At 60.2% G+C, this 24,603-nt stretch carries 27 protein-coding genes; 3 read left to right on the top strand and 24 right to left on the bottom strand.

The features are described from left to right. Nucleotides 1–24 precede the first annotated feature (24 nt). A complete protein-coding gene (locus ACCD00_RS12795; protein ID WP_413424944.1) occupies nucleotides 25–360 on the top strand; it encodes a GrlR family regulatory protein in 336 nt (111 codons plus the stop codon). A gap of 101 nt (nucleotides 361–461) precedes the next feature. Here the strand turns inward: ACCD00_RS12795 and ACCD00_RS12790 are convergent, their stop codons facing one another. From ACCD00_RS12790 to ACCD00_RS12675, 24 genes are all read right to left on the bottom strand, one after another. Further along, a complete protein-coding gene (locus ACCD00_RS12790; RefSeq protein WP_413424942.1) occupies nucleotides 462–1,496 on the bottom strand; it encodes a phage late control D family protein in 1,035 nt (344 codons plus the stop codon). A 52-nt stretch (nucleotides 1,497–1,548) separates the two neighbouring features. Beyond that, complete coding sequence (locus ACCD00_RS12785; protein WP_090455551.1) at nucleotides 1,549–1,755, bottom strand: tail protein X; 207 nt, start codon at nucleotides 1,753–1,755, stop codon at nucleotides 1,549–1,551. Beyond that, complete coding sequence (locus tag ACCD00_RS12780; RefSeq protein ID WP_413424940.1) at nucleotides 1,730–2,587, bottom strand: phage tail protein; 858 nt, start codon at nucleotides 2,585–2,587, stop codon at nucleotides 1,730–1,732. Before ACCD00_RS12780 ends, ACCD00_RS12785 begins: the two co-directional genes overlap by 26 nt. Nucleotides 2,588–2,596: 9 nt before the next feature. Further along, nucleotides 2,597–4,942, bottom strand: coding sequence for a phage tail tape measure protein (locus ACCD00_RS12775; RefSeq protein ID WP_413424938.1), 2,346 nt, complete (start codon nucleotides 4,940–4,942; stop codon nucleotides 2,597–2,599). A 141-nt stretch (nucleotides 4,943–5,083) separates the two neighbouring features. Continuing rightward, nucleotides 5,084–5,392: a phage tail assembly protein gene (locus ACCD00_RS12770; protein ID WP_008020753.1), complete on the bottom strand. Its 309-nt coding sequence runs from the start codon at nucleotides 5,390–5,392 to the stop codon at nucleotides 5,084–5,086. Nucleotides 5,393–5,403: 11 nt separating this feature from the next. Continuing rightward, nucleotides 5,404–5,907, bottom strand: coding sequence for a phage major tail tube protein (locus ACCD00_RS12765; RefSeq protein ID WP_322617139.1), 504 nt, complete (start codon nucleotides 5,905–5,907; stop codon nucleotides 5,404–5,406). Between the two features lie 12 nt (nucleotides 5,908–5,919). After that, complete coding sequence (locus ACCD00_RS12760; protein WP_413424936.1) at nucleotides 5,920–7,083, bottom strand: phage tail sheath subtilisin-like domain-containing protein; 1,164 nt, start codon at nucleotides 7,081–7,083, stop codon at nucleotides 5,920–5,922. A 96-nt stretch (nucleotides 7,084–7,179) separates the two neighbouring features. Next, complete coding sequence (locus tag ACCD00_RS12755; RefSeq protein ID WP_413424934.1) at nucleotides 7,180–7,767, bottom strand: hypothetical protein; 588 nt, start codon at nucleotides 7,765–7,767, stop codon at nucleotides 7,180–7,182. Next, nucleotides 7,767–10,082, bottom strand: coding sequence for a phage tail protein (locus ACCD00_RS12750; RefSeq protein WP_413424932.1), 2,316 nt, complete (start codon nucleotides 10,080–10,082; stop codon nucleotides 7,767–7,769). The genes ACCD00_RS12755 and ACCD00_RS12750 overlap by 1 nt, the downstream gene beginning before the upstream one ends. Then, nucleotides 10,075–10,686, bottom strand: a complete 612-nt coding sequence (locus ACCD00_RS12745) for a phage tail protein I (protein WP_159390091.1) — start codon at nucleotides 10,684–10,686, stop codon at nucleotides 10,075–10,077. Before ACCD00_RS12745 ends, ACCD00_RS12750 begins: the two co-directional genes overlap by 8 nt. Next, nucleotides 10,683–11,570 carry a baseplate J/gp47 family protein gene (locus ACCD00_RS12740; RefSeq protein WP_413424930.1) on the bottom strand — a complete coding sequence of 296 codons (888 nt, stop codon included), beginning with the start codon at nucleotides 11,568–11,570 and terminating at the stop codon, nucleotides 10,683–10,685. The genes ACCD00_RS12745 and ACCD00_RS12740 overlap by 4 nt, the downstream gene beginning before the upstream one ends. Further along, nucleotides 11,567–11,893 carry a GPW/gp25 family protein gene (locus ACCD00_RS12735; protein WP_043302559.1) on the bottom strand — a complete coding sequence of 109 codons (327 nt, stop codon included), beginning with the start codon at nucleotides 11,891–11,893 and terminating at the stop codon, nucleotides 11,567–11,569. Before ACCD00_RS12735 ends, ACCD00_RS12740 begins: the two co-directional genes overlap by 4 nt. Before the next feature lie 13 nt (nucleotides 11,894–11,906). Continuing rightward, on the bottom strand, nucleotides 11,907–12,128 hold the full coding sequence (locus ACCD00_RS12730; protein ID WP_413424928.1) for a hypothetical protein: 222 nt from the start codon (nucleotides 12,126–12,128) through the stop codon (nucleotides 11,907–11,909). A gap of 56 nt (nucleotides 12,129–12,184) precedes the next feature. Next, complete coding sequence (locus ACCD00_RS12725) at nucleotides 12,185–12,745, bottom strand: phage baseplate assembly protein V (RefSeq protein ID WP_413424926.1); 561 nt, start codon at nucleotides 12,743–12,745, stop codon at nucleotides 12,185–12,187. Beyond that, nucleotides 12,712–13,263 carry a hypothetical protein gene (locus ACCD00_RS12720; protein WP_413424924.1) on the bottom strand — a complete coding sequence of 184 codons (552 nt, stop codon included), beginning with the start codon at nucleotides 13,261–13,263 and terminating at the stop codon, nucleotides 12,712–12,714. Before ACCD00_RS12720 ends, ACCD00_RS12725 begins: the two co-directional genes overlap by 34 nt. Further along, on the bottom strand, nucleotides 13,256–13,582 hold the full coding sequence (locus ACCD00_RS12715; protein ID WP_256355916.1) for a hypothetical protein: 327 nt from the start codon (nucleotides 13,580–13,582) through the stop codon (nucleotides 13,256–13,258). Before ACCD00_RS12715 ends, ACCD00_RS12720 begins: the two co-directional genes overlap by 8 nt. Nucleotides 13,583–13,617: 35 nt before the next feature. Continuing rightward, nucleotides 13,618–13,938, bottom strand: a complete 321-nt coding sequence (locus tag ACCD00_RS12710; RefSeq protein ID WP_057714287.1) for a capsid cement protein — start codon at nucleotides 13,936–13,938, stop codon at nucleotides 13,618–13,620. A 68-nt stretch (nucleotides 13,939–14,006) separates the two neighbouring features. Further along, a complete protein-coding gene (locus tag ACCD00_RS12705) occupies nucleotides 14,007–16,067 on the bottom strand; it encodes a ClpP-like prohead protease/major capsid protein fusion protein (protein WP_413424922.1) in 2,061 nt (686 codons plus the stop codon). Next, nucleotides 16,030–17,580 carry a phage portal protein gene (locus ACCD00_RS12700; protein WP_413424920.1) on the bottom strand — a complete coding sequence of 517 codons (1,551 nt, stop codon included), beginning with the start codon at nucleotides 17,578–17,580 and terminating at the stop codon, nucleotides 16,030–16,032. The genes ACCD00_RS12705 and ACCD00_RS12700 overlap by 38 nt, the downstream gene beginning before the upstream one ends. Further along, nucleotides 17,577–17,789 (bottom strand): primosomal replication protein PriB/PriC domain protein, encoded by a 213-nt coding sequence (locus ACCD00_RS12695; protein ID WP_413424918.1) that lies wholly within the window; start codon nucleotides 17,787–17,789, stop codon nucleotides 17,577–17,579. The genes ACCD00_RS12700 and ACCD00_RS12695 overlap by 4 nt, the downstream gene beginning before the upstream one ends. After that, a complete protein-coding gene (locus tag ACCD00_RS12690; RefSeq protein ID WP_413424916.1) occupies nucleotides 17,780–19,861 on the bottom strand; it encodes a phage terminase large subunit family protein in 2,082 nt (693 codons plus the stop codon). Before ACCD00_RS12690 ends, ACCD00_RS12695 begins: the two co-directional genes overlap by 10 nt. Then, entirely contained in the window at nucleotides 19,824–20,378 is a 555-nt protein-coding gene (locus ACCD00_RS12685) for a terminase small subunit (RefSeq protein ID WP_008015854.1), read from the bottom strand. The genes ACCD00_RS12690 and ACCD00_RS12685 overlap by 38 nt, the downstream gene beginning before the upstream one ends. A 162-nt stretch (nucleotides 20,379–20,540) precedes the next feature. Then, nucleotides 20,541–21,281 carry a hypothetical protein gene (locus tag ACCD00_RS12680; protein ID WP_413424914.1) on the bottom strand — a complete coding sequence of 247 codons (741 nt, stop codon included), beginning with the start codon at nucleotides 21,279–21,281 and terminating at the stop codon, nucleotides 20,541–20,543. A 70-nt stretch (nucleotides 21,282–21,351) separates the two neighbouring features. Next, nucleotides 21,352–21,675: a phage holin family protein gene (locus ACCD00_RS12675; protein WP_413424912.1), complete on the bottom strand. Its 324-nt coding sequence runs from the start codon at nucleotides 21,673–21,675 to the stop codon at nucleotides 21,352–21,354. A gap of 602 nt (nucleotides 21,676–22,277) precedes the next feature. On the opposite strand from ACCD00_RS12675, the gene ACCD00_RS12670 reads away from it, so the two are divergent. Continuing rightward, nucleotides 22,278–23,222 carry a chromate resistance protein ChrB domain-containing protein gene (locus ACCD00_RS12670; protein ID WP_413424910.1) on the top strand — a complete coding sequence of 315 codons (945 nt, stop codon included), beginning with the start codon at nucleotides 22,278–22,280 and terminating at the stop codon, nucleotides 23,220–23,222. Further along, a complete protein-coding gene (gene chrA, locus ACCD00_RS12665) occupies nucleotides 23,215–24,573 on the top strand; it encodes a chromate efflux transporter (protein WP_413424908.1) in 1,359 nt (452 codons plus the stop codon). Before ACCD00_RS12670 ends, chrA begins: the two co-directional genes overlap by 8 nt. The last annotated feature ends 30 nt before the right edge of the window (nucleotides 24,574–24,603 follow it).

Here is a 24,603-nt window from a genome sequence, read left to right as displayed (position 1 = left end):
TCTCATAGCGAAGGAGTCTGCACGATGTCTAACGGGATTTTTTCTGTGAATTTCAAGGCCAGCACAGGTGATTACGGTAGCGGTCTTGTTGTGGTGAAGGAAGGAAAAGCCAATGGTGGTGACCCCCATTATCTTTATCAGGGGGATGTTCCTAAGCAATCAGGTGCGTTCAAATCTCAATTTACAATCAGTAAATGGAGAGAAGGAAACACCAACGTTGTAGGAATAGACAACTACACATTGAATGCTGCCGGAACGGTGAATTATGAAGCCGGAACAATTGAGCTCAAAGGCTCGGTTGTCGGTGCATCTCATCTCTCAATGGAGATTATGGGCATCAAAATTTCGGATGCCGTTTAACCTTTACCCGCAGTCCCCGAACGCCATGAAGTAACAGGCGTTCGGATCACCATGCAGCGCTCTAAACGACCGACCCGGTGGCCTTATGTCCCTTAGGGCAATCAACCTGGCACTTCAAGCACGACTTTATGCGGCTTGCCGGAGGCCTTGGCCTTACCCTCCTTGCCGCCATTGCACTCGACCGACACCGTCCACCCGGACGGCGTGAACGTGTGATCGACCGACTCCACCAAGTATTCGCTATCAAGGCCGCGCTTGAAGCCTTCCGTCTTAATCATGATTTCGGCAAACAGATCGGTCCGGCCCGGCAGGTCGAGGCGCACCGAGGCGGTGGATCGGTTGAACGCGGCCAGACGTGCCTTGGCGGCCTCATCGGCTGCCGTGCGGTCCGGGTAGATATGGCGATCGGTGTGCACCGGTGGCATGCCTTCGGGCACGTTGGGATTGTCCAGGTGCGAGACCAGCAGTTCCCCGCTGGCGGGGTCCTGATACTGGGTGCTGACGCCTTGATGCGTACTGCGGTCGCTCAAGCGAAACTGCCAGCGGGTCACGTCATTGCGTTGCAAGGTGATCACACCCAAGGCCTTGCCACTGGCGCTTTGCCCTCCCTGGCGCGGCAGGACCAGCAGCTTGCCGTCGGCCACCTTGGCCGTACAGTCATGTTTCTTGGCCAATCGGGTGATGAAGTTGAAGTCGGATTCATTGAGCTGATCCGTGCGTGGCACCCGGGTGTCGACTGGGCACGACGGCTGCCAGCCATTGCGCGCGGCCACGTCACCAACGATCTGCGCCAGGCTGACGTCCTCCCAACTGCCGCTGCGCGTGGTCTTGCCGCTGCCGCGCATGTCGCTGGCCTTGCCGCTGATCACCAGCGTGTCCGGCGGGCCGGAAACGGCCACCTCGTCCACGGTATAGCGGCCCATGCGCGTCAGATCGGCGCCGGCATAACCCAGGTAGACCTCGATACTCGCGCCACGCACGGGCAGCGACACCGCGCCGTCGCGGTCATCAATGCGCAGCTCAAACGAATCCGAGGCCATCCCGGGCCGGTCGGATAGCTGCAGCGACACCAGCCGATCATTGATCAAAGTGGTGATGTCGGCGCCATCGGCGACGATGCGGAAAAGTGGTTGCATGGCGGCACCTCAGACAAGAAAAAGCCCGCACGCGGCGGGCTGGGTAACGGGATTACTCCCACAAAGAAATGACGCTGTCAGTTTCCACCACCAGTTCCGGCAGCGTGATCAGCACGCCGGCCCGAAACGGTTGTGGCTCATCCGCCAGGCCCTGATTGGCCGCCAACACCGCCTCAACGCTGCGGTTCAGGTGGCCGTAATAGTGGTGGCACAGAGTATCGAGCAGATCCCCATCAGCCGTTCTGCAGGTCATCGCCATAACGGACAAACTCCAATGAAAAGCCCTGCTTGCGCGGGATCGCCCCGGGCAGCAACGCGCTTTGTTCCTCGTCGATATTGGTCAGGCACCAGTTGCCCAGCACTTCGCCGTAACCGGTGGTGAGGTTCAGGGGCAGCAACTTGGCACCGATGCTGCGCAGCCGATCCAGCTGCTTCAGCCCACCTTTGAAGCTCGGGTAGATCGCGCCCTTGATGGTGATTTTTTCCTCACCCAGGCCCACCGCCTGCTGTGCCGGGCGCCGGGTCAGGCGCTCCTGCGCGGCCCAGCGAAACGCCGTCTGCCGGCGCAGTTCGTCAAACGCGGCGGTGTCCAGGTTGAAGTAGTACGGCCGCTCATTGGCTTTCAGCGGGTAGAGGATCAGCAGGTGCGGGAATGGCTTCACCGCGTCGGGAATCGGCGACATGTCACCGGCAAACCATTGCGTGGGGAAGATGTTGCCCAGCGCGGCATTGGCCTTGCCGGCGACCTTGTTGAACGCCGCACCAAAGCGGCCAATCTGCTCAGTCAACGCGGAAAAATGCTCATCAAACTGTGCCAGGGCGCGCTGGGTCTGGTTGTAGTAGCTGGCCACCTTGCCGATCTTGGCCTGCGCCGAGTTGATTGCACTTTGCAGGCGGCGGGTCTTGTCGCTCAGGTCCTCGCTGAGAAAGGGCAAGCCTTCCAGCGCATCGGCCGCCCCGCTGATTTCATTGAGCGCGCCATTCATGGGTCCGGTCATCGACTCGATGTCCGTGCGGCCGGCTTCGCCGGCGTCGACCATGTACTTCAGGCCACCCTGCAGCTGCTCCAGGTAGTTTTTTTCATCCGCCATAACACTTCCTTAGCCCACGTGGGGCGCATCAAACAACTGGCGGTCACGCGCCTCCCGGGCAAAGTCGTCAAACTGGCGCCGCAGGTACGGCATCATTTCCTGAACGAACTGCGCCGGGTCTTTCACATCGCCATGCACCTGAAAAACCGGGGCCGGGGCGAAGGTGAATTGCTGATCGACCTTCGGCCATTCGGGCGTCTTTGCCACCGTGGTCGACATCAATGCCGCCGCCGTGACCGGCACAGCGGGGGCGTTTTCCATCGAGCGCACGACCGCGCCCACCCCTTGGCCGGCGGCCATGGGCAAGATGCCGATCGGTGCTTTGGCCGGCGTGTCCGGCCCGCCAAACAAGGCCTTGCCCATGGTCGCGCCCACGTCACCGCCGCCCCACGCGCCGACCATGCCACCGATCGCTCCGCCAATCGCGGTTCCAATTAGTGGGATGATCGAACCGATGACCATGCCGGCCGCTGCACCCGCCATGCCTCCGGCCAAGCTACCCGCCGCCCCGCCGTAACCTTCAGCCTTCTCATCGCGCGTGGTCGCATTCTGATAAGTATCCAATACCTGAATGCCGGCGCCGACCGCCGCCAGCGCCCCACCAACTTTCATAAAGCGGGAACCACGGGACACCCGACTTCCGGCACCTTTTCGTTTTCGACCTTTATCTTGATCCAGCCCGTCGTCATCAACGTCATCCGCGTTGGTCACGAACACCCGCTGTACGATGTTGGACCGGTCGCCGGCCGAACCACGGGCGATGTTCACCAACCCCCGCCCGATCTTCAGTGCGGCCCAGGCCTTGCCCAGCATTAACGCTCCGGCAGTGAGTGCCGCCAGGCCCAGCACCGCTTTGGGCGTTTCCTCAGACAACGCGGTCAAGCCACGCGCTGCCGCACCAATCCCGGTGGCCAACGCATCCGTCGCCGGACGCAAGGCATCCCCGATGGCCCGCAGCGAATCGTTGAACGCCTGACCGGTTTCGGCCCAGCGTTGTGATGAGGCTTCGCGACGCTCGCTCAGGTTTTTGTCGAGAATGTCCTTGCGTTGGCCGTTGGGGTTCGCAGCATCCCTTTTCAGGTCCGCATAGAGTTTCTTGTTCTGGGTGTAGGCCATCAGCGCGGTCTTGACCTGCATGTCGGCAAACAGATCGCCGGTACGCAGGGTCGCAGCCAGGGCATCGGCCATCGCTTGTGCCTTGGCCGGGTCGGTCTCCTGGCTGATGTTGGTCAGGCCCTGATCCAGCTGTTTGGCCTTCTTCGGGTCGGTCTTTTCCACGTACCGGCGAGCCAGTTCAAAACTGGCTTCAAAGGTCGACAGGCCTTTGCCAATCGCGGCATTCATCGAGCCCTGATAGTCAATCCCGGCATCGGCATAACCTTTGACCGTTTCCCCTGAACCGATTTTCGCGATCCAGTTTTTCAGGTTGTTCGCCGCCTCATCCGCACTGCCGGCGCTCTTGATCTGTACCTGCAGCATGGCGCCCAATTGCGTCACCGCGTCCTGACCGGTGATGCCGCTGCTGGCCATCTGTGCCAACAGTTCCGGAAACCACTTGGCCATGTCGGCCGCCTCGAAGCTGCCTTGCTGGCCCAGCAGCGCGACCGATGCCAGGGCCTGTTCCATGCTTTTGGGGTCAGTGAGCTTGGCGTTGTTCTGCATCGCCAGAATCATCTTCGCCGTGTCGGTGCCCGACGCGCCCTGCCCGACCGAAAACTTGGCGGCCACCGGTGCGTACTTCAGTGCCTGGGCTAACTCCATGCCGCCACCGACCAGCTGGTTCACCAGCTCGGCCACCTGGGTGTTGGCCATGCCGGTGTCTTTCGAAGTCTGCACAATGTCCCGCGCGGTGTTCACTTCCTGCTGAGTATTGGCGGTACCGGACTTGATCGCGATGTCCCGAATGATCGCCTGAAAATCCGCACTGACCTTGGTTGGCACGGCCGCCAGGGTGGTGCCGGCCATTGCCGTGCCAAATCCGCTGCGTAAACTTTCCCGCCCCTCCTCGACCTGGCCCATCCCTTTGGCCTTGAACTCGGCGCTGCGCACCACCTTGGCCAGCGCCAGGTACTCCTGACGCAGGCGGCCGACTTCGACTCCCTGCTTGCGCAGGCTGCTGGTGTTGGTCTCCAGTTTGCGTAGCAGGGCATCGGCGTTGGCCGCGCCGCTGTCGTGAGCCTTTTTCCATTCATCGCGCAGGCGTATGGTTTCGCCGATGACTTTCTGCAAGCCCTTGGCGCGCGTGGTTTGCGCCTCGAGCTTTTTCATTTCGCCGCTGACGTTCTTGAAGGCGGCGCCGAGCGAAGAATCGACGGCGCCACCAATCACCAGCCCGAGCGAGAGTTTGTTCGCCATGCTTATCACCTACGTGCGACGGGGTGGGCTCAATCCGTGAGCCACCAGACCATCTCGGAAAACGACAGCCCCTGGATCTCGGCCGCCGAAAAATTCAGCTCGACGGCCAAGCGTTTAGCCAGGGCCTTTTGCAGGCGGGGGTTAAACCCCGTCGTCTGCTCCCAGACGAAAATAGGCGGTCTGCAGACGACGGTAATCACGCATCAGCAGCCCTTCCAAATCCGCGCGGCCGATACTTGCCAGGCTGCAGAACAAGACCATTTCCTGTTCTTCTTCGTTGCTTCCACCCTGCAGGGTCGCGGCGCGCATCTCGCGCACCGTCGGCTCGCGCAGGGTCAGCTTGTCGACCTTGATGCCATTGGCCTCGCTCGGTTTGGATAAGATGACGGTGGCAATGCCATCGCCCAGTTGCAGCCACTTGGGCAGAACATTGTCTTTTGCGTTGCTCATGGTGGTGCTCCTTACATGCCCAGGGCGGACCGCACGGCGGCCAGTTGGTCGACGCCATCGATGACGCGGATCGAGTTGAGGGGATCGATTTCAAACATCACGCTGCCGTCGATCTCCAGCTTGTAATAGGTCACGGCGACGGCGTACTTGAACTCGCCTTTTTCACCCGGTTTCCAGTCCCCCGGATCGACTTCCTTGAGGCTGCCACGCAGGGTGGCAACCACCGACTTGACCACACCTTTCTGGCCCTTAAAGGCACCGCGGAACGAGGCGTTGAACCCGGTCAAGTCGGACTGGCCGAAGAACTTCAGCACCTCGCGGCGCACACCATTGGTGAGGAAGCTGGCTTCCAGTTTCTCCATCCCCATGTCGAGTTCGACCGCCGCGTCCATGCCGCCCGCGCGGTATTCGTCAGTCTTGAGGGTCAACTTGGGCAGGGTCAGGCTCGGCACATCGCCTTGCAGGCTGATACCGTCGACGAACAGGTTGGTGTTGTAGAGCACTTCCGGAATCATAAAACGGCCTCCTTAGGCAGCGGTGTCCAGCACTTCAGTGATCCACTGATCGGTCACCTCCACGCGAAAATTCGGGTTTTCGGCCGGCGGCACATCGGTGAACCGGATGTTCCAGTACACCTTGCCGTCGCTGATTTCGCTGGAGCTGTTCAGCTCTTCGTCGGCATAGACCTCAAAGTTGATGATCGCGCCCTGATTCTTCAGGTCGCGCATGAACGCCTGCAGGCCTTCGGTCACGTCCTTGACGTAGGTCGCGGTGATCGAGCGGTCGACGGCCCACTTGTGCGCGTAGAGGATGGCGTCCATGACGATATCCAGCGTGCGCACTCGGGTGACGAACTTCCATTTCGGGTCACTGGACAGTGTGCGGTTGCCCCACAACCGATACCCGTCATCACGGATGATCGTGGTGATGTTCGCGTTATTGAGCAGGTTGGCCCGGCAGGACGCATCGCCGTCGAGAAACTCGATCGGGCGCGTGGTGCCAGTGATGCCGACAAACTCCTTGTTCGACGGCGAGGCCCAGAAACCGTAGGTGGCATCGGTCCAGGCAAACAGGCCGGCGGTCCACGCCGAGGCTGGTGCGTTGACGGTAGCGCTGGTTCCGGTGTCCCAGAACTGCACGCCCGGGTCGACCATGTAGGCGTGTTTGCTGCCGAAGTTTTCGGCATAGGCGATCGCCGCTTCGTCGGTGGTGTTCGGCCCGTCGAGGATGGCCATCGCCCGCATCTTGTCGCCCAGTGCCACCAGCTCGGTGGCCACCGCCAGCGTCGCCGAGTACCCCGGCGTCACCAACAACCGTGGCTGGGCGTTGAACTTGCTTTTGCCGTTGAGCAGCGCCTGCATGCCGGTCCGGCTACCATCGGCCCAAACTCCGCCGATGATCGCTGACAGCTGCTCAGCCGGATCCTCCAACACCGGCACACCGACGGCGACAATCACCGCCTTCGACCGCTTGAAAATAGCCTTGCAGTCCTGGGTGATTGCCGCATCCGGGCCCCAGGCGGCGACCGCTTCGCTTTCGCGGGTGATCAGCAGCAATTCGTTGGCCGCCGCGGTCGCCGGCGGCGCCACGGTGAAGGTGTTGCACAGGCCGATGATCGACGCGGACGGGGTGGCGATATGCCGGGCGCCGGTGTCCACCAGGGTCACGGTGACGCCGTGAAAGAAACTCATAGAGTGATGCTCCAGAAACGAAAAAGCCCCGCATAAGCGAGGCTGTGAGTGACGTGACGCGTAACGGAAAAGAAAACGCCCCGACAATGCGGGGCGTCAGGACGGGGTGTTGGTCAATCCGTCCGGCTTTAGCGGCCGTTTATCACTGGCCGGAAAGTCTGGCGAAGTTGGCCAGGCCCGCAGTTCATTGCGGTAGGTGCGCCAGGCGAGTTCGGTGTTAAGCGCGGCCGGGTCAGCATCCAGATGCTTGTCGATCTCTCGGCCAGCCCAGTGCAGTTCGTTTTCGATCCACGATCGTTCTCGCCGGCTCTGTAGCGCCAGATCGCGTGCGGCATCGAGCACCCAAACGAGACCATCCCAAATATAGGCCGCACTCGGTCGCGGCATAGCCGTCAGCTCGGCCGGCAACTCGCCCGGCATCGAGTGCGTCACCTCGGCACCGTCAGTGGTGCGAAAAACCACGCCCCGGAAGTCAGGCACGACACCCCATGCATCCTGCTGTCTAACGACCACCTGTTGTTCCGGAGCTTGTGGTGGTTCATCCAGCGTTGCGCCAGCCGGCAGACCGCAGCCAGCGCTCACATAGATTTCGTTCTTTCCGAGGTATTCACCTGTGGATTCACTGAACGTGTAAACCTCGATCCAGCCGCTCTCTTCAAAAAAACCATTCACTAAAGTAGTCATCAGTACATCCTGCAGATGTAGTTGTACGCCACGTTACGCATACGGGTTTCGGTGCTCACACGGACAACTGCCGATGGATTAAAAGTTGCAGACATATAGCCCGTTGTAGTCATGCTTGGTGCAGCAGGGATATTGGCCGTCGTATAACCAGTAGCCGTAAATACGCCGGTCGCGGTATTCACCAGCAACATCGAATCATCGTCCTGTAGCCTGAGTTCACCCGTCATGTTTTGTAGCGTGTCGAGTTGAAGGCTCAACACGGCGCGCCCAGAGTCGGGGTCGATTCCGCGCCCGCCATCCAGACCACGAATCGATTCCCCGCGTAGGTCTGGCAAGAAGCCGCTGGGGTACACGGCTGCCAATATCGGGTACCACTCGACATTGAACGGCTGCCCTCCCATCAACACGCATTTCTCGGGTGGCGTAGCTGTTGGCCATGGAAACGGCACGCCGATGGGGACGGAAAAAATAGAAGCAGGATCAAAATTGGCCTGGGTCCAGAGATGCCCGAAGTCAGTCGCATCAACCTGTATTTTTATTTGGCCCGTGGCGTTGTTGTAGCCGATGTGGATTTTATTGGGGTCTTGATCCACACCCCCGCCTTGCTGCACGGGAACGAAGCCCAACGCAGGTTGGTAATTACCAGGGTTAAAGTTATTAGTGTCCCAACCGGTTGCCCACGGAGTGAATACGTATCTACCCTCCGCTGGGTTCATAACGGCACCACGAGTAAAAGTTGAACCGGATTGATAGCCGACGATTTGTTGCCAGAGGGTGTCTTGACTGACCGTAACCAGCATGGGGGAGAATTGCCCGCCTTCTGGAACGTTCGGGCCGGGGTTCACCCGGTACATACCCACGGTGGTGACTGTGTTTAGATCGGTGCCCTCGGGAAGGACAATCCCCCCGCGACCGATGCCATAAGCACCCGCGAGCAATACACAGCCTGGCGTGTCATCTTGGGGAGTGGTTTGTTTAACCAGATTGGTTGAGTCCCAGATGTTTTCCCATACGCCCCAAACACCGGCAATCAAGGCCCGGCGGTATAGGGTGTGGTTGCCAACCCCAAAAATCTCCTGAAAGGCGTACTGACCTGGTGTAATCGCCGAGACGCGAACCCAACCCTCATAAGCCCCGCCACCTGGCCCCCCAATACCTCTAACGATGTAATAGAGGGCCGTAGTCGCGTTTAGACCACCTATATCAACATCGCTGACCATATAGGCGGCACCGCCCCAGCCGAACGCTCCGACCTTCATGAGCGCATCAGGCGTTAAATCGTGCAGTTCGACCTGCACATTAGCGGTCGCGGCGGTGCCCAGCCCGAGGTTATCCCGAGCCTCGACCACATCCGTCAGGTCGGCAAGGTTTTCACTCACCGTCAGGGCATCGGTGATGCCGTAGCCGTCCAGGGTGGTCGGGTTGGTGCCAGCGATCACACGCCCAAGGGCATCAACGGTGACACTGCGAAAAGTGCCCACACCGCCCCCACTACCACCCGCGATCATTTCAAACTGCAAACCGGTGGTACCGAGGGTGATCGGCGCGTCGGTGACCAACTGCCAGAGGCTGTCGCCGTTGGTCGTGCCCTGCTCGACGTGGATAAACAACCCCGGTGTCACTTCCAGGCTGTTGTCGGCATCGGCGGCCCGCGTCCAGCCTTCGGCGCTGACGACATAGACACCGTTGTTCTGGGCCTCTGCCTGGGCGGTCACCAGCACGCGATCACCGGCGGCAACGGCCACGTCATCGATGGTCTGCACATTGCTCAGGGTGATGGGAACCGTGGCCGCCACCAGCGCTGACTGTTTGTGATCCAGCTTGGCCAGCGCCTCACTGATAGCCAGGTCGACATACTCACGCGTGGCCAGCACTACCGCCGGGTCAATCTTCAGCACGATGTTCGCCGAGCTGCTGACGATGAAATTCATCCGCACCACTTGGGTTTTGCCACTGCCCTGGTCCAGCAATGGTTTATAGCTCGGTGCGCAGTTGGCCACCGCCACCAGATCACCGTCGACATCGTACAGGCCGATCTCGCGAATCCACTCACCGCCCACTTCCGGCGGAATGATCTGCTCAGTGATCACCGTGTTGGGATTGGCCGGATCGACCCGGATCTGGTTGATCGGCGCCCGGCGCCATTCGTTGATCAACTGGGTCTGCAGGCGATCGGGAATCGGGTCGGTGCCGTTGGCATCGCCCAGGCCCATCTCGGTGAACATCCAGTCCAGGCCCATAGCGATGGCATTGGCGTGTTTGGCTTCACCGACCGCCGTGAGAATGGCAAAAAACTGACTGGTCTTATCAATCATAGGGATAAACGTCCAAAGTATCGGTTTCATCGACGCAGAGCGCCGGGCCAAAAGTGCCGGTCACGTCGATGTCTTTCGGGGCCGGTGGGTACACGTCGATCTCCTCGCCTTCTTGCACGCACACGGCAATGCCCAGCACCCCCTCGGTCTGCAGGCTGAGCGCCAGGTTGGTCATGTGCCGGCTGACCGGGCGGGCGTCGTCGATCAACCACGCCAGTTCCTCGTACAGTTCCTCGGTGATGCCGGCGTCATTCAGGCCGACCTCTAGGGCGAAGGTGCCGGGCACGCCTTCAGGCACGGTGTCGAACCACTCGACCACGTCGATCAGGTAGCCCAAAGGCTCGACCACCCGACGCAGCGCACCGATGGTGCCTTTGCGTGCATGCACGTCGTACGCCGAACGGATTGCCGTGCGCTTGGCCTCCTGCGTCCAGTTGTTGTTCCAGCGGTCCACCGACCAGGCCGACGCCAGATACGGCAACAGGTGTTCAGGGCAGGTATCGGCGTTGTACAAACTGCGCAGCGGAATCAGTGTGTTTTCATAGTTGGCCGCCTCGACGGCCAGCTCTAGCGGCGTGCTGTTGAGGGGCAGCTGACTGCTCATGTCAGACTGTCTCCCAACACCACGTTGTAGCTCGTGCAGTACGCCGCCTCGGCCTTGCTCGGTCTGACGTCCGTCCAGTCGAGCAGCTCAACCCGGGCAATGCCGGGAACGTGCAATTGCGCATCGATCCCCGAGCGCGCCACTTCCAGACCGAGGCGACGGCGTGGGTTGATCCACTCGCTCAGGCGTTTCTGGCTTTCGGCCAAGTAGGCTTCGTTTTCCGGCCCCGGTGCCTGCGGGTACAGCACCGCGTCAATGTGGTAATCGATGACCACAGCGCTCTGCACCGTGAGGCGGTCGGCCACCGGTCGCACGTCTTCGTCATTGAGGTGCAGCCGGACCTCTTCCAGTAGTTCCGGCGAGGCGGCGCCGCTGCCTTCCAGGCTGAGCACGGTGACCACCACTACGGCCGGTGACGGACTTTCCGCCGTGGCATCGGCCACCAGGCCCGAGGCGTTGCGCGCATGCAGGATGTAGCTGTTTCGCGGTCCCGCCGTGGTCAGCCCCTCATACGACAGCTGCACTCGCTCGCGCAGGGCATCGTCCTCTTCGAGCACCTGCGGCGTCGGCGGCACCGTGCTCGGGTCTCCCGCCTGAATCACCAGGCGCTGCAGGTTGACGTTGGCGGCGAGGTGATCGAGGTCGGCCCGCTCGGCATGGGCCAACAGCAAGGCCTTGCCCGCGTCGTTGACCCGCGCCCGGTTCTGCAAGGCGCCATACGCGGCCTGCTCGATCAGCTTGAGCACCGGGTCGCTTTCGAGCTCCGCACTCCAGTTGTCGCCCATGCTCAGGCGAAAGGCTTCCAGCTTCTCCTGGTAGACCACTTCAAAGTCGAGGTCTTCGAGCACTTGCGGCGGCGGCAGGGCCGCCAGTTCCATAGTCATGCGGACACCTCCAAAGTCACGTCGCTACCCAGGTACTGCCCGGTCAGCTCAAAGGTGATACGCCCGTCGAGAATGGCCACGGCGCGCACACGGCCGAGTTTCAGCCGTGGCTCCCAACGCCCGAGCGTACTGGCCACTTCGGCCTGCACGGCACTTTTCCAGCCGTCATTGACCGGCAGGTCGACAAACCGCCGCAGCTTGCTGCCGTACTCCGGGCGCATGCGCCGGCTGCCCAAGGGAGTGGACAAGATGTCCTCGATGGACTGGCGCAGGTGATCGAGGCCGGAAATGAGTTGGCCGGTGCGGCGGTCCAGTCCGATCATCCCGATCATTGGATCAGCCCTCGACCGCGACAAAATCCTTGCGGCCATGCAAATAGTCGAGCGCGACCGTGTCGTCCGACGCCACCGCGACTTGTCCTTTTTTGACTTTCAAGGTGCGCCCGGCGTCCAGCAGGATCAGCACCCGTGAGGTGTACAGCGTGTCGCGAAAGATGCTCAGCGTGGCCGGCTCGGGTGCATCCGTGGCGGCGGGAGCGGCCTTGGTTTTACTCGTCATGCTTTTCTCCAGACATGAAAAAGCCCGCGCGCGGCGGGCTCAAAGTGAATGTGCACTCAATGCGAGTGGTTGCTGCTGTTACCGCCGGCATCCATGATCGTGCCGGCACCGCTGATGTCGCCGGACACGCTCAGCGATCCGTCGATAGCCACCTCACCCGCAAGGATGATTTGTCTGGCCGTCACCCGCACTTGTTCCGGCGCCACTTCAAACTGCGAGCCACCGACCGTGATGGTCGCGCGACTGCCCTCGGGCAGCGCAATGCTGTAGCTGCCGGCTTCCCAGTCGTAAACCAGTGAACCGCCATCGTCGAAATGCCAGGCCTCGACGTGATCGCGGTTGTCCGGTGGCGTCCCGGCGTTGCCATACAACCCCGGGATAAAGGTGCCCATGGCCGGATCACCGCTGGGGCTGAACAGCACGCCCTGCTCCCCCGTACTCGGCGCACGCCAATGACGGGCCTTACCGGCGGCCAGGCTATGCCAGCGCACCCAGGCACTGACCCAGGTCCCGGCCTTGACCCGCACCCGCCCGGCCATCAGATCGACGCCGACCACCACGCAGGGCAGCAGCATGGCGGCGATCATTCGGTCGTGTTCGGCGCTGGCGTATCCCATACCAGATCCTCCGGTTGAAAGTAGTGATCTTCATTGCCGGTACCGGTGCAGCCATCGACGTTCAGGTACAGAGAACCCGGCGGCTCGACTGGCCATAACCATTCGGTTTCACCGATCTGGAATATCTGCTTCCACTCAACGATCCACACCACAAATTGCGCCAGCTCCGGCATCGAGTCGTCCGGGAATGCACGTACGTCCTGCACCTCTTCGACAAAGTCCAGCCCCCAATACTGCCCACGCAAAATCTTGCTGATCTCGGCGGCCAGAATGGCGGCCTGCAAGGCCGCTTTGCTGATGGTGGAATCGACCATGATGCACACCTGAAAGCGGCCGCTCAGGGAAGTTTTGCCGCTGCCATTGTCGGGTGCTTCGCCGATTTCCGTCAGGGCGAACAACACCGCCGGCAGACCGACTTCAGCATTCAGCTCGGGAAACGCCTCGACGCTCACCACCGACGGCAAGCCGGCGCGGAATGTCGCCTCGATCGCATTGTGTAAGGTCGTCAGCTCATCCATTGTTCAAACTCAGTATGAAAGTGACCATGCCGGCGCCGTCCGGCTCGCGCTTGCTGACCTTGTAGCGACCACCGCCCTGCTCCGCCGGTAGATCGATGGTAAGAAAGGAGTCTTTCTCGATGCCCACTGCCTCCACCACGCGAGCGGTGAAGGTGGGCGCCAGAACGTTATCCGTCACGATGGCATTGCCCAGGCGCACGCTTTTCGATTTACCGCCGACATCCGCACCGACAAAGGGCGAGAAGAACGCACCGGACAACGGTAGGCCGTCCGGCTTGATGGCGCGATCGCCGAGGCGATCGACCAGCACTGCATCCATCCGGGCTGTGACGTCACGAAAGCGGCCCAGCGTGGTCACTGAATCAACAACGCTTCGGCAATACCGCCGACCGGAGCACTCATCAGCTTGCCGAAGGGCACCGTGTCACCAGTGGCCGTGAGCGGATCAACCAGTACGCCTGCTTGCAGAGCCACCTTTTGCCCCTGCAGCAGCGCTGCATCGGCAGGCAGGCGCCAGACGCCGTCGAGATGGCCGACCAGGACATCACCCGCCACGCCACTGGCGATCGGGATGACCACCGTATCAACCAGCACCAACGGCACCCCCGCCGTCGCGCCACCGTCTGGCGCCACAAAAGTCAGCGTGCTGCCGGGACCCGAATAATTCTTGGACATGCGCATTTCTCCTGCACAGAAACAACAAACCCCGCTCGCGGCGGGGTGTTTAGGGGACTCTTCAACCGTTAACGGCTGGCTTTCGCAAGTGGCACGACACCGACTGACTTGTTCAGACCGCGATAATCCAGCGCCGCGACCCCGGCATCGATCCGCACCTTGCTCGTCACACCATCAATGGTGAAGCCCTGCTGCTGCTCCATGTAGGGCTGTTCAACGCCGTCCAGGTAAGCAACTTCGATGGTGTCAGCACCTTGGCGGGCGGCCTCATACCAGGTGACCGGCGAATCATCGTCCAGGCGTGGCTCGGCGATCACCGTGGCGAAATTGCGGATCGGGTTGTCGATGCCAGCATTAGTGTCGACGCCAGGCACCGACGCCGAGCGGATCAGTTGGTTGGTCTTGTCTTCCAGCGCCACCGGCACCAGGACAAACGCCGGACGAATGTTCAGGGTGCGGGCCTTGCCACCCTCGACCTCGGTTTTCTGCAAGGCCATGGCGGTCTTGGCCTTGCTCAGCGCCTCAATCGACATATTGGCGCCGGTACCGGAAAACAGGTTGTTGCGCTCGGCATCGAACAGCGCTTTGCCGTCGCTCATCACCGGCGAATGGATCAGCGTGTCATAGACCAGATCGCCGATGGTGCCGCGCGCGGCCAGACCCATGTTGTAAGGCACCGTGCTCAACTGGTCGAGGTCATCGTTGATGATCGCCTGCCGGGTGATGCTGAACATCTCACCGTAGGTTGCCAGGCGGATTTTTTCGCCACGGTCATTGGTGGTGATGTACTTGTATTCAGCCCCTGGGCGAACTTCACGCAGGCTCGGAAACGCACCCATGCCGACCCGGGACGCCACCTTGAAGTCACTCAAGCGGCCCTTTTTGGTCCACAGGTGATAGGTCTCCGGCGCCTCGTCCCAGCCGAGCAGGACCGACTTGGCGGCGCTGTCCACCAGGATGTTGCCGAAGTCGCTGGAGTCATGGGTGAATGCCAAGCCGACCATGGCCATCGGATCAAGGGTGGCCACTAGAATGCCGCGATCATGCAGCGAGGCGCGGGCCAGCTCGCGCAGGCTCATGTGGTTATAGGCGTTGTCTTTCTGGTTTTCCGCCTGACCCAAACGACCGGCCAGCGAGGCGCGCACCGAATCGCCAACCAAGTTGCCGTTGCTAATGTGGCCATGGTGGTGAGGTCCACCCGTTGGGGTGGTGGTCGAGCCCAGCGCAACCAGCAGTTTTTCCCGCGCCATCTCGGCCGTGCAGCTCAGGTCATTGAGACAGGTGTTGAGCAGCTCGGTGTGGCTGGTGACCAGCGAGCCGCAGAACGCGGCATTGATTGCCGTGCGGCGCGCCCCGTCCGCCGCCATGACCTGGGCGCGCATCTGATCCAAGGTCAGCGCGACCGGCGCCGGATCGACAACCGGCGCAGGTGTCGAGGCTGGGGCCGGTGCTGGGGTTGGAGCGGAAGCGCGCGGATTGAACAGATTTTGTGCCAAGGTAGGCATGTTGGTGAACTCCTGCATGCGTTTTGAAGTGAGTTGAGCGGCCGCCTTGAACGGATCGAGCACCTTGTCAGCGAAACCGGCCGCCACCGCTTCGTTGCCATCCATCCAGGTTTCCGCCTTGAGCAGCGCCTGAATGTCCTCGATCGCCTTGCCCGACTTGCGCGTATACGCCTGAATCAGCGTGCTCTCGACCTTGTCGAGTAAGTCGGCGTACTCGCGCATGGCGTCGGCATCACCTACCTGACCACCCCATGGCTTGTGAATCATCATCATGGCGTTGGCCGGCATGTTGATTTCATCCCCGGCCATGGCAATCACGCTGGCCATCGAAGCAGCGAGACCGTCGATGTACACCACCACCCGCGCCGAATGGCCGCGCAGCAGGTTGTACATGGTGGTCCCTTCAAACACGTCGCCGCCCGGAGAGTGAATGTGCAGGTTGATCTGAGACACATCACCGATGGCGGCCAAATCGCGGGCGAACTGTTTGGCGGTAATGCCCCACGCGCCGATCTCGTCGTACAGCATCACCTCGACCACCCCGCGCTGCTGCGCCGCACGGAGCGAGTACCAGCTTTCACCGGGCTTATTCGTCGGGGTTATCGAGGCCCTCGGCCTCATCATCGGCAGGCTTCGTTTTGTTTTGCTGTTCATTGCTTTGCGTTTTTCCATAGGTCTCGTGATAGAAGTCCGAACTGAAGACCAGTCCCTGTTCCCGGTTGGTTTTGATTTCCGAAGCCCGGGAACGCTTGAGTTCCTGCGGATTGCGCTGCCGCGCCCGCGCCACTTCCGACTCATCGGAAAAGCCGGCCTCGACCAGAATTTTCCAGGCATTGGCCTCATGAATTGGGTTGATCCAAGGCATCACCGGCCCTTGGTAGATCGCGCCAAACACGGTGTCCGGATCAACGTCGACCGGTACCTTGATCACCCCGCTGGCAATCGCCATGTGCAGCCATTCGCGATAGACCGGGCGACTCCAGTAGTCGATAAATTCGTGTTGCAGCAAGTCATAACCTGCCTGCCCCTCGACCAGCTCCTGGCGCTGTGCGGAATAGGTGCCGTCATAACTGCGGGCCACGCTGGAATAAGTGCCCCGGGTACCGGCGGCCACAGCCTTGAGCTGGCCGTTGCGGAAGCCTTCGAGAAAGGGGTTGGGCCGATTGCTTTCGATCATGCCGACGTCCTCGCCGGGCAGCAGTCCGTCGAACACCATGCCCGGGCCGATGGGAATGCTGCGAGCAGCGGCAGCCTGACCATTCACCGCCGATGGCGTGGTGTAGTCGTCCGGTGTGCCTTTTTTGATGTACATGGCCAGTGCCGCACTGATACGTGCGGCAACCCGTTCGCTTTCCTCGTAATCCTTGATGTCCGCCAAGCGAATCAGCACGGCATGCAGCAAGGGTTGGCCGCGGTTTTGACCGATGCGCTTACGGTGCGCGATGTGAATCATCTGCTCGACCGGGACGCGCTTGGTGGTCAAAGTCAGCTGGAAACCGGCGGCATGTCCGGGGTGATGCTTGACCAGGTGATAAGCCCGGACCCGCCGCCACTGATTGCGCTCGATCCCCTGCACAATGCCCTTGGCTTCATCGTTGTATTCCCACGGCAGGTAATCCGGCTCCAGCAACTCCAAAGCGAAGGGCACCACGCTCAAATGCTCATAGCTGGGCACACGCCCCTTGAGCTTCTGCGCCAAGGCTTCGCCATCGCGCAGCCAAGTTCGGCACACCTGCCGCTCCATCTGCGGTCGGGACAGCTCGCCGGACGTTTCCGGGCGCAACGACCACTCGGCCCAGCGAGCCTTGATCTGCGCAGCAAATTCCAAATGCACTTCCCCGGCATAGCTCAACGGAAACGGCTCGACCGCTATGCCCATGCCGCCAACCACTCGCTCTTCCAGACGATCGAACAAGCCAGTGACGATGTCGTGGTCTTCGTCCAACTTACGGCACTGCTCGCGCAAAGAACGCGCCGAACGCTGCAGCGAGCGGTCCGCGCTGGCCGATTGTTTTTTGGCTTGGTGGGTGCGGGTCGCCTGCGCCGCTTCAAAGGCCATGATCGTGCTACGGGCACGCAGGCGCTCCGCTACCAACCCGGGGAACACCGGGGCCAGCACGCGATCCAGCATATTCATCGGAATGTCGCCAAGGCGTACAGTGGCTGCCCTGCCGCCGCAGCCTGTTGGGCTCGCACTCGGCGCTCCCATTCCAGCCGACCAGCGCGGATCTCCTCCAGGTCATCCATGATCAGCTTGCGACCGTTAAAGAGGATTTCCTTGCCCTGCAGGATGGCCAGCTCGGCCTCCAGATAGCGGTCCACCATGTCTTGAGCGGTTATAGCCATGCGCCTTGTCCTGTATTAAGCCAGCCGCCCGACTCGGCGGGCTGGTCGGGTGATTGTTCCGGCTCTACCTGAGGCACCGACACCGGGGCCGATGTCGGTGCGGCAACGGTGGCCGGTTTGCTTTCCTGCTCGATACTCACTGGCACAATCCAAGTGCCTGACGGCAACTGCTGTGCAAGCAGGTCGAGATTCATGCCAAAGCGCTGCTGTGTTATGCGTAGCGCTGCCAAGGCGTACACCAGGCAATCGAGCGCTTCGTTTCGGCGCCCACCGGCATCCCAACGTTGCACACGCTGATGCTTGACGATCACCCACTTGCGGCGCTCGGCGGTGAGTTGCCGCAATTCGTCTTCGCCGCAAATCATCTCGTTGGCAGGCAGGTGGATACAGCCAGGCACAGACGCCCCCGAACCGTCCGGCTGCATCTTGAGACGGCCGTAAATCAGCTCTTTGGCATTGTCGGTCCCCACTTCGACCAGGTACGCACGCCCGCCTTTGACCTTGGTTTTCTTACGCGGCCAGGTCGCAATCGGCTTGCCGTAGGTCGAGGCACCAAATACAGGGATCACCCACTGGGTGCCGTGCTTGATGCATTCCTCACGTACTTCATCGCAGTAGTGACCACCTTGGTCCCAACACCAACGCTCGACGCCCATCACCGTGCCATCCGCCCGGGTGAAGGTCTTATGGATCTCGATGCCGACCTTGGCCCGCAGCTCGATGCTGCCCGGGTCACCTTGCAGCACGAACTTATGGACCAGCCACGCTTCCTCACCCGCGCCAAACGCCCAGACCCGGCCTTCATAGCGGTCATCCTGGGTATCAATGCCGCCGAACAGGGCAACCGCTTTAGCCGGCACTTGCGGGTAAATCTCCCGGCGTGCGTGCAACTGCTGCCATTCCAGCTGCTCGCCTTGGTCCTCTTCCCACGCTTCGCCCAAGGTGGTGTTGACGAAGGTTTTGAGCTTTCCCCGATCCTTCTTGATCTTGAGCCATTCCGTGACAACTTCGGCCCAGGTCACAAACTCCGAGTACACCGTCCAGATATGGAAAGTCACCGAACGCGGCGACGGCATTGAAGTGTCCACATCGGTGAACCAGTCCATGCCGTCACGTGTCCAGATACCGGTCCGCTCGCAGATGTAGCGACCGTTCACCGATGCCGCGACCATTTCGTGGTATTCGAAGGTACAGCCATGGCCGGACTCGCACAGATACCAGGCCTTAATCACCTGCCCCAGTTCATCCACGGCCCACTTGATGCCGAACGGCGTAGCCGGGTCGCCCCACTTCAGGTATTGCTCGGTCCCGCAGCACGGGCACTTGATGTTGAAACGCAGAAAGTGCGGGGAATCATTGGCCGCCCTCGTGATCTGGCAACCCTCCCCCGAGGTTTCCTCATTGTCGTCAGCGACAACCACTGTCGTCGGGGTCGATCCGCGTATGGACTTTTTGAACGTGGCACCTTCCAGGCGCTTGTCGCCAAGAATGGTCGGAGCCCCCTCGCCCTCGATGTCCGCGTTGAACTTCGATAGCTCGTCATAGATCACTTCATCCGGGCTTTTCTCTCGGTAGTTCTTTGCCGCCGTACCACCCAGGCACCAAAGCATCTTGGCGTTATCGAACCGTTTTTCATCCAGTGTGTTATCGCGATGCTTCACCCCATACCAAGGCGCCAAGGCACGCACCACAGGACTGTCACGAATCATCGTTTCGATGTGCCGCTTCATCATCCCGTCAGCGTCGCCATCGGTTGGGCACCAGACGATGACGTTGCGCTTCTTGTGCTGAACCTTGTAGCCCATGTTGGCCACCAGCATTTTGGTGTAGCCAACCCGCGCCGACTTCAGCACGTTGACTTCACGGATCAGGTCGTTGCCCATCGCGTTGAGAATCGCGACCTGAAAAGGAGCTGTCGTCCAATCGCCTTCCTGATAGGACGACTCTGACGACAGATAGAAATGCTCATCGGCCCATTCAACCGCCGTGCGCGGCGGCTCTTTGTAGAGCCCGGCGAGCCCCTTGCGGACACCCTCAACCAGCGCCCTCATCCAAGGTGTCGACAAACTCATCAAGCAACTCCGGCAAAAGATCAGCCAAGCCGACCGCATCGTTACGCGTCACGGCGACTTCGCGCTGGATCGCCTCAAGGTGACGCACCTCGATGTCGGGACACTTGCGTTTAACCTTCAAGTGCACAGTGTCGAGGGTTGACCCGAGCTTTGCGCTCAGGCGAGACAATGCGAACAAACAAAAATCAACCGGTACCAGCTTCTTGGCCTTCACCTTGTTGCGCATTTCCTGAGCGTCCGCCTGCTCAGTTGTCAGCCGCAATTTTTGCTGCGCCTGTTTGTATTCAATGAGCGGATCGATCGGATCACCGTTGTCGTCGACAGGTTGGTCTTTTGTCACCTGATGCTTGAGCCGGTTATCCAGCACCGACCGGACGTCGTAGAAGACGTCGCGGCCGATCTTCGCAACAGGCTGCACGCCCCATTTATCAAAGGCCTGAGTCGTGATGCCGAGGCTCGTAGCCATGCGCGACTTGTTCAGCCAATGAGGCTCGCGGGAGATGGTCGGATTGGCCATGGACTAAACAACAACCTCGATTCAAAAATGGGTCATATATAGCGAAGCAGCGGGGCCCGAATTACCCCCTACCCCCCGCCCCCTCGGGAGGACCCGTTAAATTTGCGTCTGGGCAAACAAGTCGAGCATCACCAGCCAGAAACCGGCCTTTCTTGCCCGTTGTCAGGGCTTGGCAGTGGCCATTGCATCGGCAAATGCACCGCGGAACTCAGCGCTGTAGTTGGCCTTGCAGATGTTGTTGGCGATCTTGAAGAACGGAAAGATCGTGCGGTACATCGGCGCGGTGCGGCTGAAGACAAACATCGGCCGGATGGCATCGCCAAACGCTGTGTCTTTGCGTTCCCACACCCCGGCTGTTCCACCGACAATGCCGGAGAAATAGCTCTTGGCGTTGCCCTTGCGTTGACTGCGCTTGCTGTTGGAGGCATTGGCCTGATAGCCACGCGATGTTTCGGCGGCTCCCAAGCCCGACAAGATCCGGGTCATCGTCCCTCGGGAGACGTTGCCATGCTTGTCGAGCACGTTGGGATTGGGGATCGCGAACTGGCTGGACTTCATAAAGCCGCGTGCGATCAATGCCATTTCAAAGCGTTTATGCGGTCGTGGCCCGCCCCTGACGGTCTGTTGAAGGTAGGTATCAGCGGGAATGCCCGAGGTCCAAGAGTCTTTGAAATAGACTTCAGCCGGCTTACTCTTGGTGGCGATTTTGACGAACAAGCTGTTCATCGTGGTCCGGGTTGGCCGGTCCAGGCGCTGCGACATGACGGTCAGTTCGCCCTTCTTGACCCGCTGGGCCAAGCGGGTCGCGGTCAGGGCAAGCACATGCGGAATGTGCTTTTTCTCCAGCTCCAGCAGCGCTTCAGACACGGGCAGCATGTTGGGCGTGATCTTGATTTTGAGCATTTAGTTTTCCGCGATAGTCGAGACATAGCGGTCTGGCGGTCCGTTGAGCGGGCCAGGCTGCTCTATCACGCTATGAATTATGCGATCTGAAACCAGCTTTCCTGGCCAGAAACTGGGTGTACAAACCGCCGGTTACATCGGCACCGATGACCGCGATTACGATGCCTAGACCGGCGGCAAGATAGAAGCTGTTCCACAGCGCCATCGCGAGCAACAGCGTAGCCATGCCCAACAGGCCAGACGCAAGAAAACGCAGCGCTACACGCTGGAGGATCTGCCGAAGACCAAGGTCAGTACCTGATGCTCTCAACATCTCCCCAGACAAACCGGCCATGCTCAACAATACCAGTAGCCAAAGGGGCACATCGGCGAGCGCCTGATGCTCTGTGTTCATCTGTAGTCCTCGAATAGGTCCGGCCTCTATGTCACTGTCATCCGCTCGGAGCAAAGAGCCAGGCGTAGGGCCGAAAACGAAAAAGCCCCGCTCGATGGCGGGGCTTATAAAAGGGTACAAAAAACCCGACTCAATGGTCGGGTTCTTGAAGGGCGTCTCGCTGCGTTCACAGCAACACACGCTGCTATAAAAGCAGGTCTATTCCGTGCGGAAAAGGTCTTTCCGCAGCGTATGGGAAATTATCCCCAACTGACCACCGTGATTGCATTCGACCTAACCATCGGATGCATGAAATTCGCCAAATATGCTTTAACCATGATGGACAGCAAATAACGCACGTCATGCCTGCGCGGCTGGCTGCAATCGGCCAATAGTTGTCGGTGGTGACTGGTTGAACTGCAGCCAATAACAGCCATTCACCGCCAACGCCTACAGCTTGAGAACTTCCTTTCTGACACCGTCCACATCGATCAGTACCTATTGACCCTGCTTGCGCCCTCCCTTCTCCAGACGGTCTCGCCAGAGTCCTGGCACGGCTGCTTTCCAATCGTCAAAATCAAGAGTAATGTAGATTTAACTACAGAATAAATAGCTATCTCTACATGAAAAACTGGCTAACCCTGATTCTTGGCTTACCCACCGCCAATGCCACCGAACGCATGCGCGCCTGGCGTGCTTTGAGAGCTGCTGGTGCGGCAGTTCTGCGTGATGGTGCGTATCTGCTGCCGGATACCGATGCCTGTCGTGAAATACTGGCGTCTGTCGAGCGTGACATCCTGGCCATCAATGGCACCGCATTTATCCTGCCCGTCGTCGATCCTGACGGTGAGCGTTTTGTCGAGTTGTTCGACCGTAGCGATGACTACAGCAAGCTGCACACAGAGATCGAAGAATGCCGTGGGCAGCTCAATCCTGAAAACGCTTTGGCCATCACGAAACAGGTTCGCAAACTGCGTAAAACATACGAGCAGCTGAACAACATCGATTACTTCCCAGGCAAACCGAAGCAGCAGATTGACGCAACCTTGCAGGAGCTTGAGCTCGCCGTCAGCAGAGCCCTATCTTCAGACGAGCCACACAGCCGCAACCAACCCATAACGGTGCTCAACCGTGACGATTATCAGGGGCGTGTCTGGGCAACCCGCAAGCGTCCCTGGGTTGACCGCCTGGCCTGTGCCTGGTTAATCCGCCGCTTCATTGACCCTGACGCTCAAATCCTCTGGCTGGAGACTCCACGGGACTGTCCGGCCGATGCGTTGGGGTTCGACTTCGATGACGCGGCGTTCAGTCATGTCGGCAACCGCGTGAGTTTCGAAACGTTGCAAGCCAGTTTTGAGCTTCAAGAGTCTGGTCTGAACCGCATTGCGGCTTTGGTGCATTACCTCGATGTCGGAGGCATTCAACCGGTGGAGGCTGCCGGTATCGAGCGCGTGCTCGCAGGGCTACGTGAAACCATTCTCCATGACGACCACCTGCTGGCGGCTGCGAGCGCCATCTTCGACGGCCTGCTCGCCGGGTTTGTGAAAGAGGAACAACCCAATGAATAAGGTTTTGGCACCAATGGTTGAAGAAGAGTTGTCGAGGCCGCAAGCGATCAGTTTGCGGGAGGCGTTCTGGTTTTGGCTGAAGCTCGGTTTTATTAGCTTCGGTGGACCAGCGGGGCAAATTTCGATCATGCACCAGGAACTGGTGGAGCGGCGGCGCTGGATCTCCGAGCGCCGCTTTCTGCATGCCCTCAACTACTGCATGTTGCTGCCTGGGCCGGAGGCCCAGCAGTTGGCAACCTACATCGGCTGGCTGATGCATCGAACCTGGGGTGGCGTGATTGCGGGGGCACTGTTTGTGCTGCCGTCATTGTTCATCCTGATCACCCTGTCGTGGATGTATATCGCCTTCGGTGAAGTGCCCGTAGTGGCCGGGCTCTTCTATGGGATCAAGCCCGCCGTGACGGCCATTGTGGTGCAGGCGGCCCATCGGATCGGCTCTCGGGCGCTGAAGAACAATTGGCTGTGGGCGATAGCAGCGGCGTCGTTCACCGCCATCTTCGCGTTCAATGTGCCGTTCCCGTTGATTGTGCTGGGTGCGGCAGTGATCGGTTATGTCGGCGGACGTCTGGCGCCCGAGAAGTTCAGAGCCGGTGGCCATGGTGCTGCGAAAAAATCCTTCGGCCCGGCCTTGATTGATGATGACACCCCGACCCCGGAGCATGCCCGGTTCAGTTGGTTGAAATTGACGTTGCTCGCTCTGATCGGCGCGGCGTTATGGGCATTGCCAATGGGAATTTTGACGGTGGTTTTTGGTTGGGAAGGGACCTTGACCCAGATGGGCTGGTTCTTTACCAAGGCAGCGTTGCTGACCTTTGGTGGAGCCTACGCTGTGCTGCCGTATGTCTACCAAGGCGCGGTCGGTCACTATGGCTGGCTAACCCCGACGCAGATGATCGACGGCTTGGCGCTCGGGGAGACCACACCTGGGCCGCTGATCATGGTGGTGGCCTTCGTGGGTTTTGTCGGGGCCTATGTCTCGCAAGTGTTCGGAGCCGATCAGGTGTTTCTGGCAGGGGCCGTAGCCGCCTCCCTGGTGACATGGTTCACCTTCCTGCCTTCGTTCCTGTTCATCCTCGCGGGTGGCCCACTGGTGGAGACGACACACAACGAACTCAAATTCACTGCACCACTCACCGCCATTACCGCCGCAGTGGTTGGCGTGATTCTCAACCTGGCGTGTTTCTTCGGCTATCACGTGCTTTGGCCAAAGGGCTTCAGCGGCAACCTCGACTGGCCTTCAGCGTTGATCGCGATTGCCGCCGCAATTGCCTTGTTTCGCTTCAAGCGGGGTGTCATCCAGGTGTTGATGGCCTGTGCGCTCGTGGGCTTGGCAGTGCATCTGCTGCGCTAGAAAGCCCTCGTTGATTAGCAATCTCTGGCG

It is taken from the genome of Pseudomonas sp. Pseusp3, from assembly GCF_047304225.1.
GTDB lineage: Bacteria > Pseudomonadota > Gammaproteobacteria > Pseudomonadales > Pseudomonadaceae > Aquipseudomonas > Aquipseudomonas fluorescens_CD.
Note: the sequence above shows the minus strand (reverse complement) of the source record. Positions and strands in the feature narration are given on the sequence as shown.

Excerpts from the sequence above, each read along its gene's own strand:
- ACCD00_RS12765 (WP_322617139.1), bottom strand. The coding sequence starts at position 5,907 with ATGATTCCGGAAGTGCTCTACAACACCAACCTGTTCGTCGACGGTATC.
- ACCD00_RS12780 (WP_413424940.1), bottom strand. The coding sequence starts at position 2,587 with ATGGCGGATGAAAAAAACTACCTGGAGCAGCTGCAGGGTGGCCTGAAG.
- ACCD00_RS12755 (WP_413424934.1), bottom strand. The coding sequence starts at position 7,767 with ATGACTACTTTAGTGAATGGTTTTTTTGAAGAGAGCGGCTGGATCGAG.
- ACCD00_RS12735 (WP_043302559.1), bottom strand. The coding sequence starts at position 11,893 with ATGATCGGACTGGACCGCCGCACCGGCCAACTCATTTCCGGCCTCGAT.
- ACCD00_RS12715 (WP_256355916.1), bottom strand. The coding sequence starts at position 13,582 with ATGGATGCAGTGCTGGTCGATCGCCTCGGCGATCGCGCCATCAAGCCG.
- ACCD00_RS12705 (WP_413424922.1), bottom strand. The coding sequence starts at position 16,067 with ATGATGAGGCCGAGGGCCTCGATAACCCCGACGAATAAGCCCGGTGAA.
- ACCD00_RS12720 (WP_413424924.1), bottom strand. The coding sequence starts at position 13,263 with ATGGATGAGCTGACGACCTTACACAATGCGATCGAGGCGACATTCCGC.
- ACCD00_RS12725 (WP_413424926.1), bottom strand. The coding sequence starts at position 12,745 with ATGGGATACGCCAGCGCCGAACACGACCGAATGATCGCCGCCATGCTG.
- ACCD00_RS12775 (WP_413424938.1), bottom strand. The coding sequence starts at position 4,942 with ATGGCGAACAAACTCTCGCTCGGGCTGGTGATTGGTGGCGCCGTCGAT.
- ACCD00_RS12670 (WP_413424910.1), top strand. The coding sequence starts at position 22,278 with ATGAAAAACTGGCTAACCCTGATTCTTGGCTTACCCACCGCCAATGCC.
- ACCD00_RS12710 (WP_057714287.1), bottom strand. The coding sequence starts at position 13,938 with ATGTCCAAGAATTATTCGGGTCCCGGCAGCACGCTGACTTTTGTGGCG.
- ACCD00_RS12760 (WP_413424936.1), bottom strand. The coding sequence starts at position 7,083 with ATGAGTTTCTTTCACGGCGTCACCGTGACCCTGGTGGACACCGGCGCC.
- ACCD00_RS12785 (WP_090455551.1), bottom strand. The coding sequence starts at position 1,755 with ATGGCGATGACCTGCAGAACGGCTGATGGGGATCTGCTCGATACTCTG.
- ACCD00_RS12795 (WP_413424944.1), top strand. The coding sequence starts at position 25 with ATGTCTAACGGGATTTTTTCTGTGAATTTCAAGGCCAGCACAGGTGAT.
- ACCD00_RS12680 (WP_413424914.1), bottom strand. The coding sequence starts at position 21,281 with ATGCTCAAAATCAAGATCACGCCCAACATGCTGCCCGTGTCTGAAGCG.
- ACCD00_RS12730 (WP_413424928.1), bottom strand. The coding sequence starts at position 12,128 with ATGACGAGTAAAACCAAGGCCGCTCCCGCCGCCACGGATGCACCCGAG.
- ACCD00_RS12675 (WP_413424912.1), bottom strand. The coding sequence starts at position 21,675 with ATGAACACAGAGCATCAGGCGCTCGCCGATGTGCCCCTTTGGCTACTG.
- ACCD00_RS12690 (WP_413424916.1), bottom strand. The coding sequence starts at position 19,861 with ATGAGTTTGTCGACACCTTGGATGAGGGCGCTGGTTGAGGGTGTCCGC.
- ACCD00_RS12700 (WP_413424920.1), bottom strand. The coding sequence starts at position 17,580 with ATGAATATGCTGGATCGCGTGCTGGCCCCGGTGTTCCCCGGGTTGGTA.
- ACCD00_RS12740 (WP_413424930.1), bottom strand. The coding sequence starts at position 11,570 with ATGACTATGGAACTGGCGGCCCTGCCGCCGCCGCAAGTGCTCGAAGAC.
- chrA (WP_413424908.1), top strand. The coding sequence starts at position 23,215 with ATGAATAAGGTTTTGGCACCAATGGTTGAAGAAGAGTTGTCGAGGCCG.
- ACCD00_RS12745 (WP_159390091.1), bottom strand. The coding sequence starts at position 10,686 with ATGAGCAGTCAGCTGCCCCTCAACAGCACGCCGCTAGAGCTGGCCGTC.
- ACCD00_RS12770 (WP_008020753.1), bottom strand. The coding sequence starts at position 5,392 with ATGAGCAACGCAAAAGACAATGTTCTGCCCAAGTGGCTGCAACTGGGC.
- ACCD00_RS12790 (WP_413424942.1), bottom strand. The coding sequence starts at position 1,496 with ATGCAACCACTTTTCCGCATCGTCGCCGATGGCGCCGACATCACCACT.
- ACCD00_RS12750 (WP_413424932.1), bottom strand. The coding sequence starts at position 10,082 with ATGATTGATAAGACCAGTCAGTTTTTTGCCATTCTCACGGCGGTCGGT.
- ACCD00_RS12685 (WP_008015854.1), bottom strand. The coding sequence starts at position 20,378 with ATGGCCAATCCGACCATCTCCCGCGAGCCTCATTGGCTGAACAAGTCG.
- ACCD00_RS12695 (WP_413424918.1), bottom strand. The coding sequence starts at position 17,789 with ATGGCTATAACCGCTCAAGACATGGTGGACCGCTATCTGGAGGCCGAG.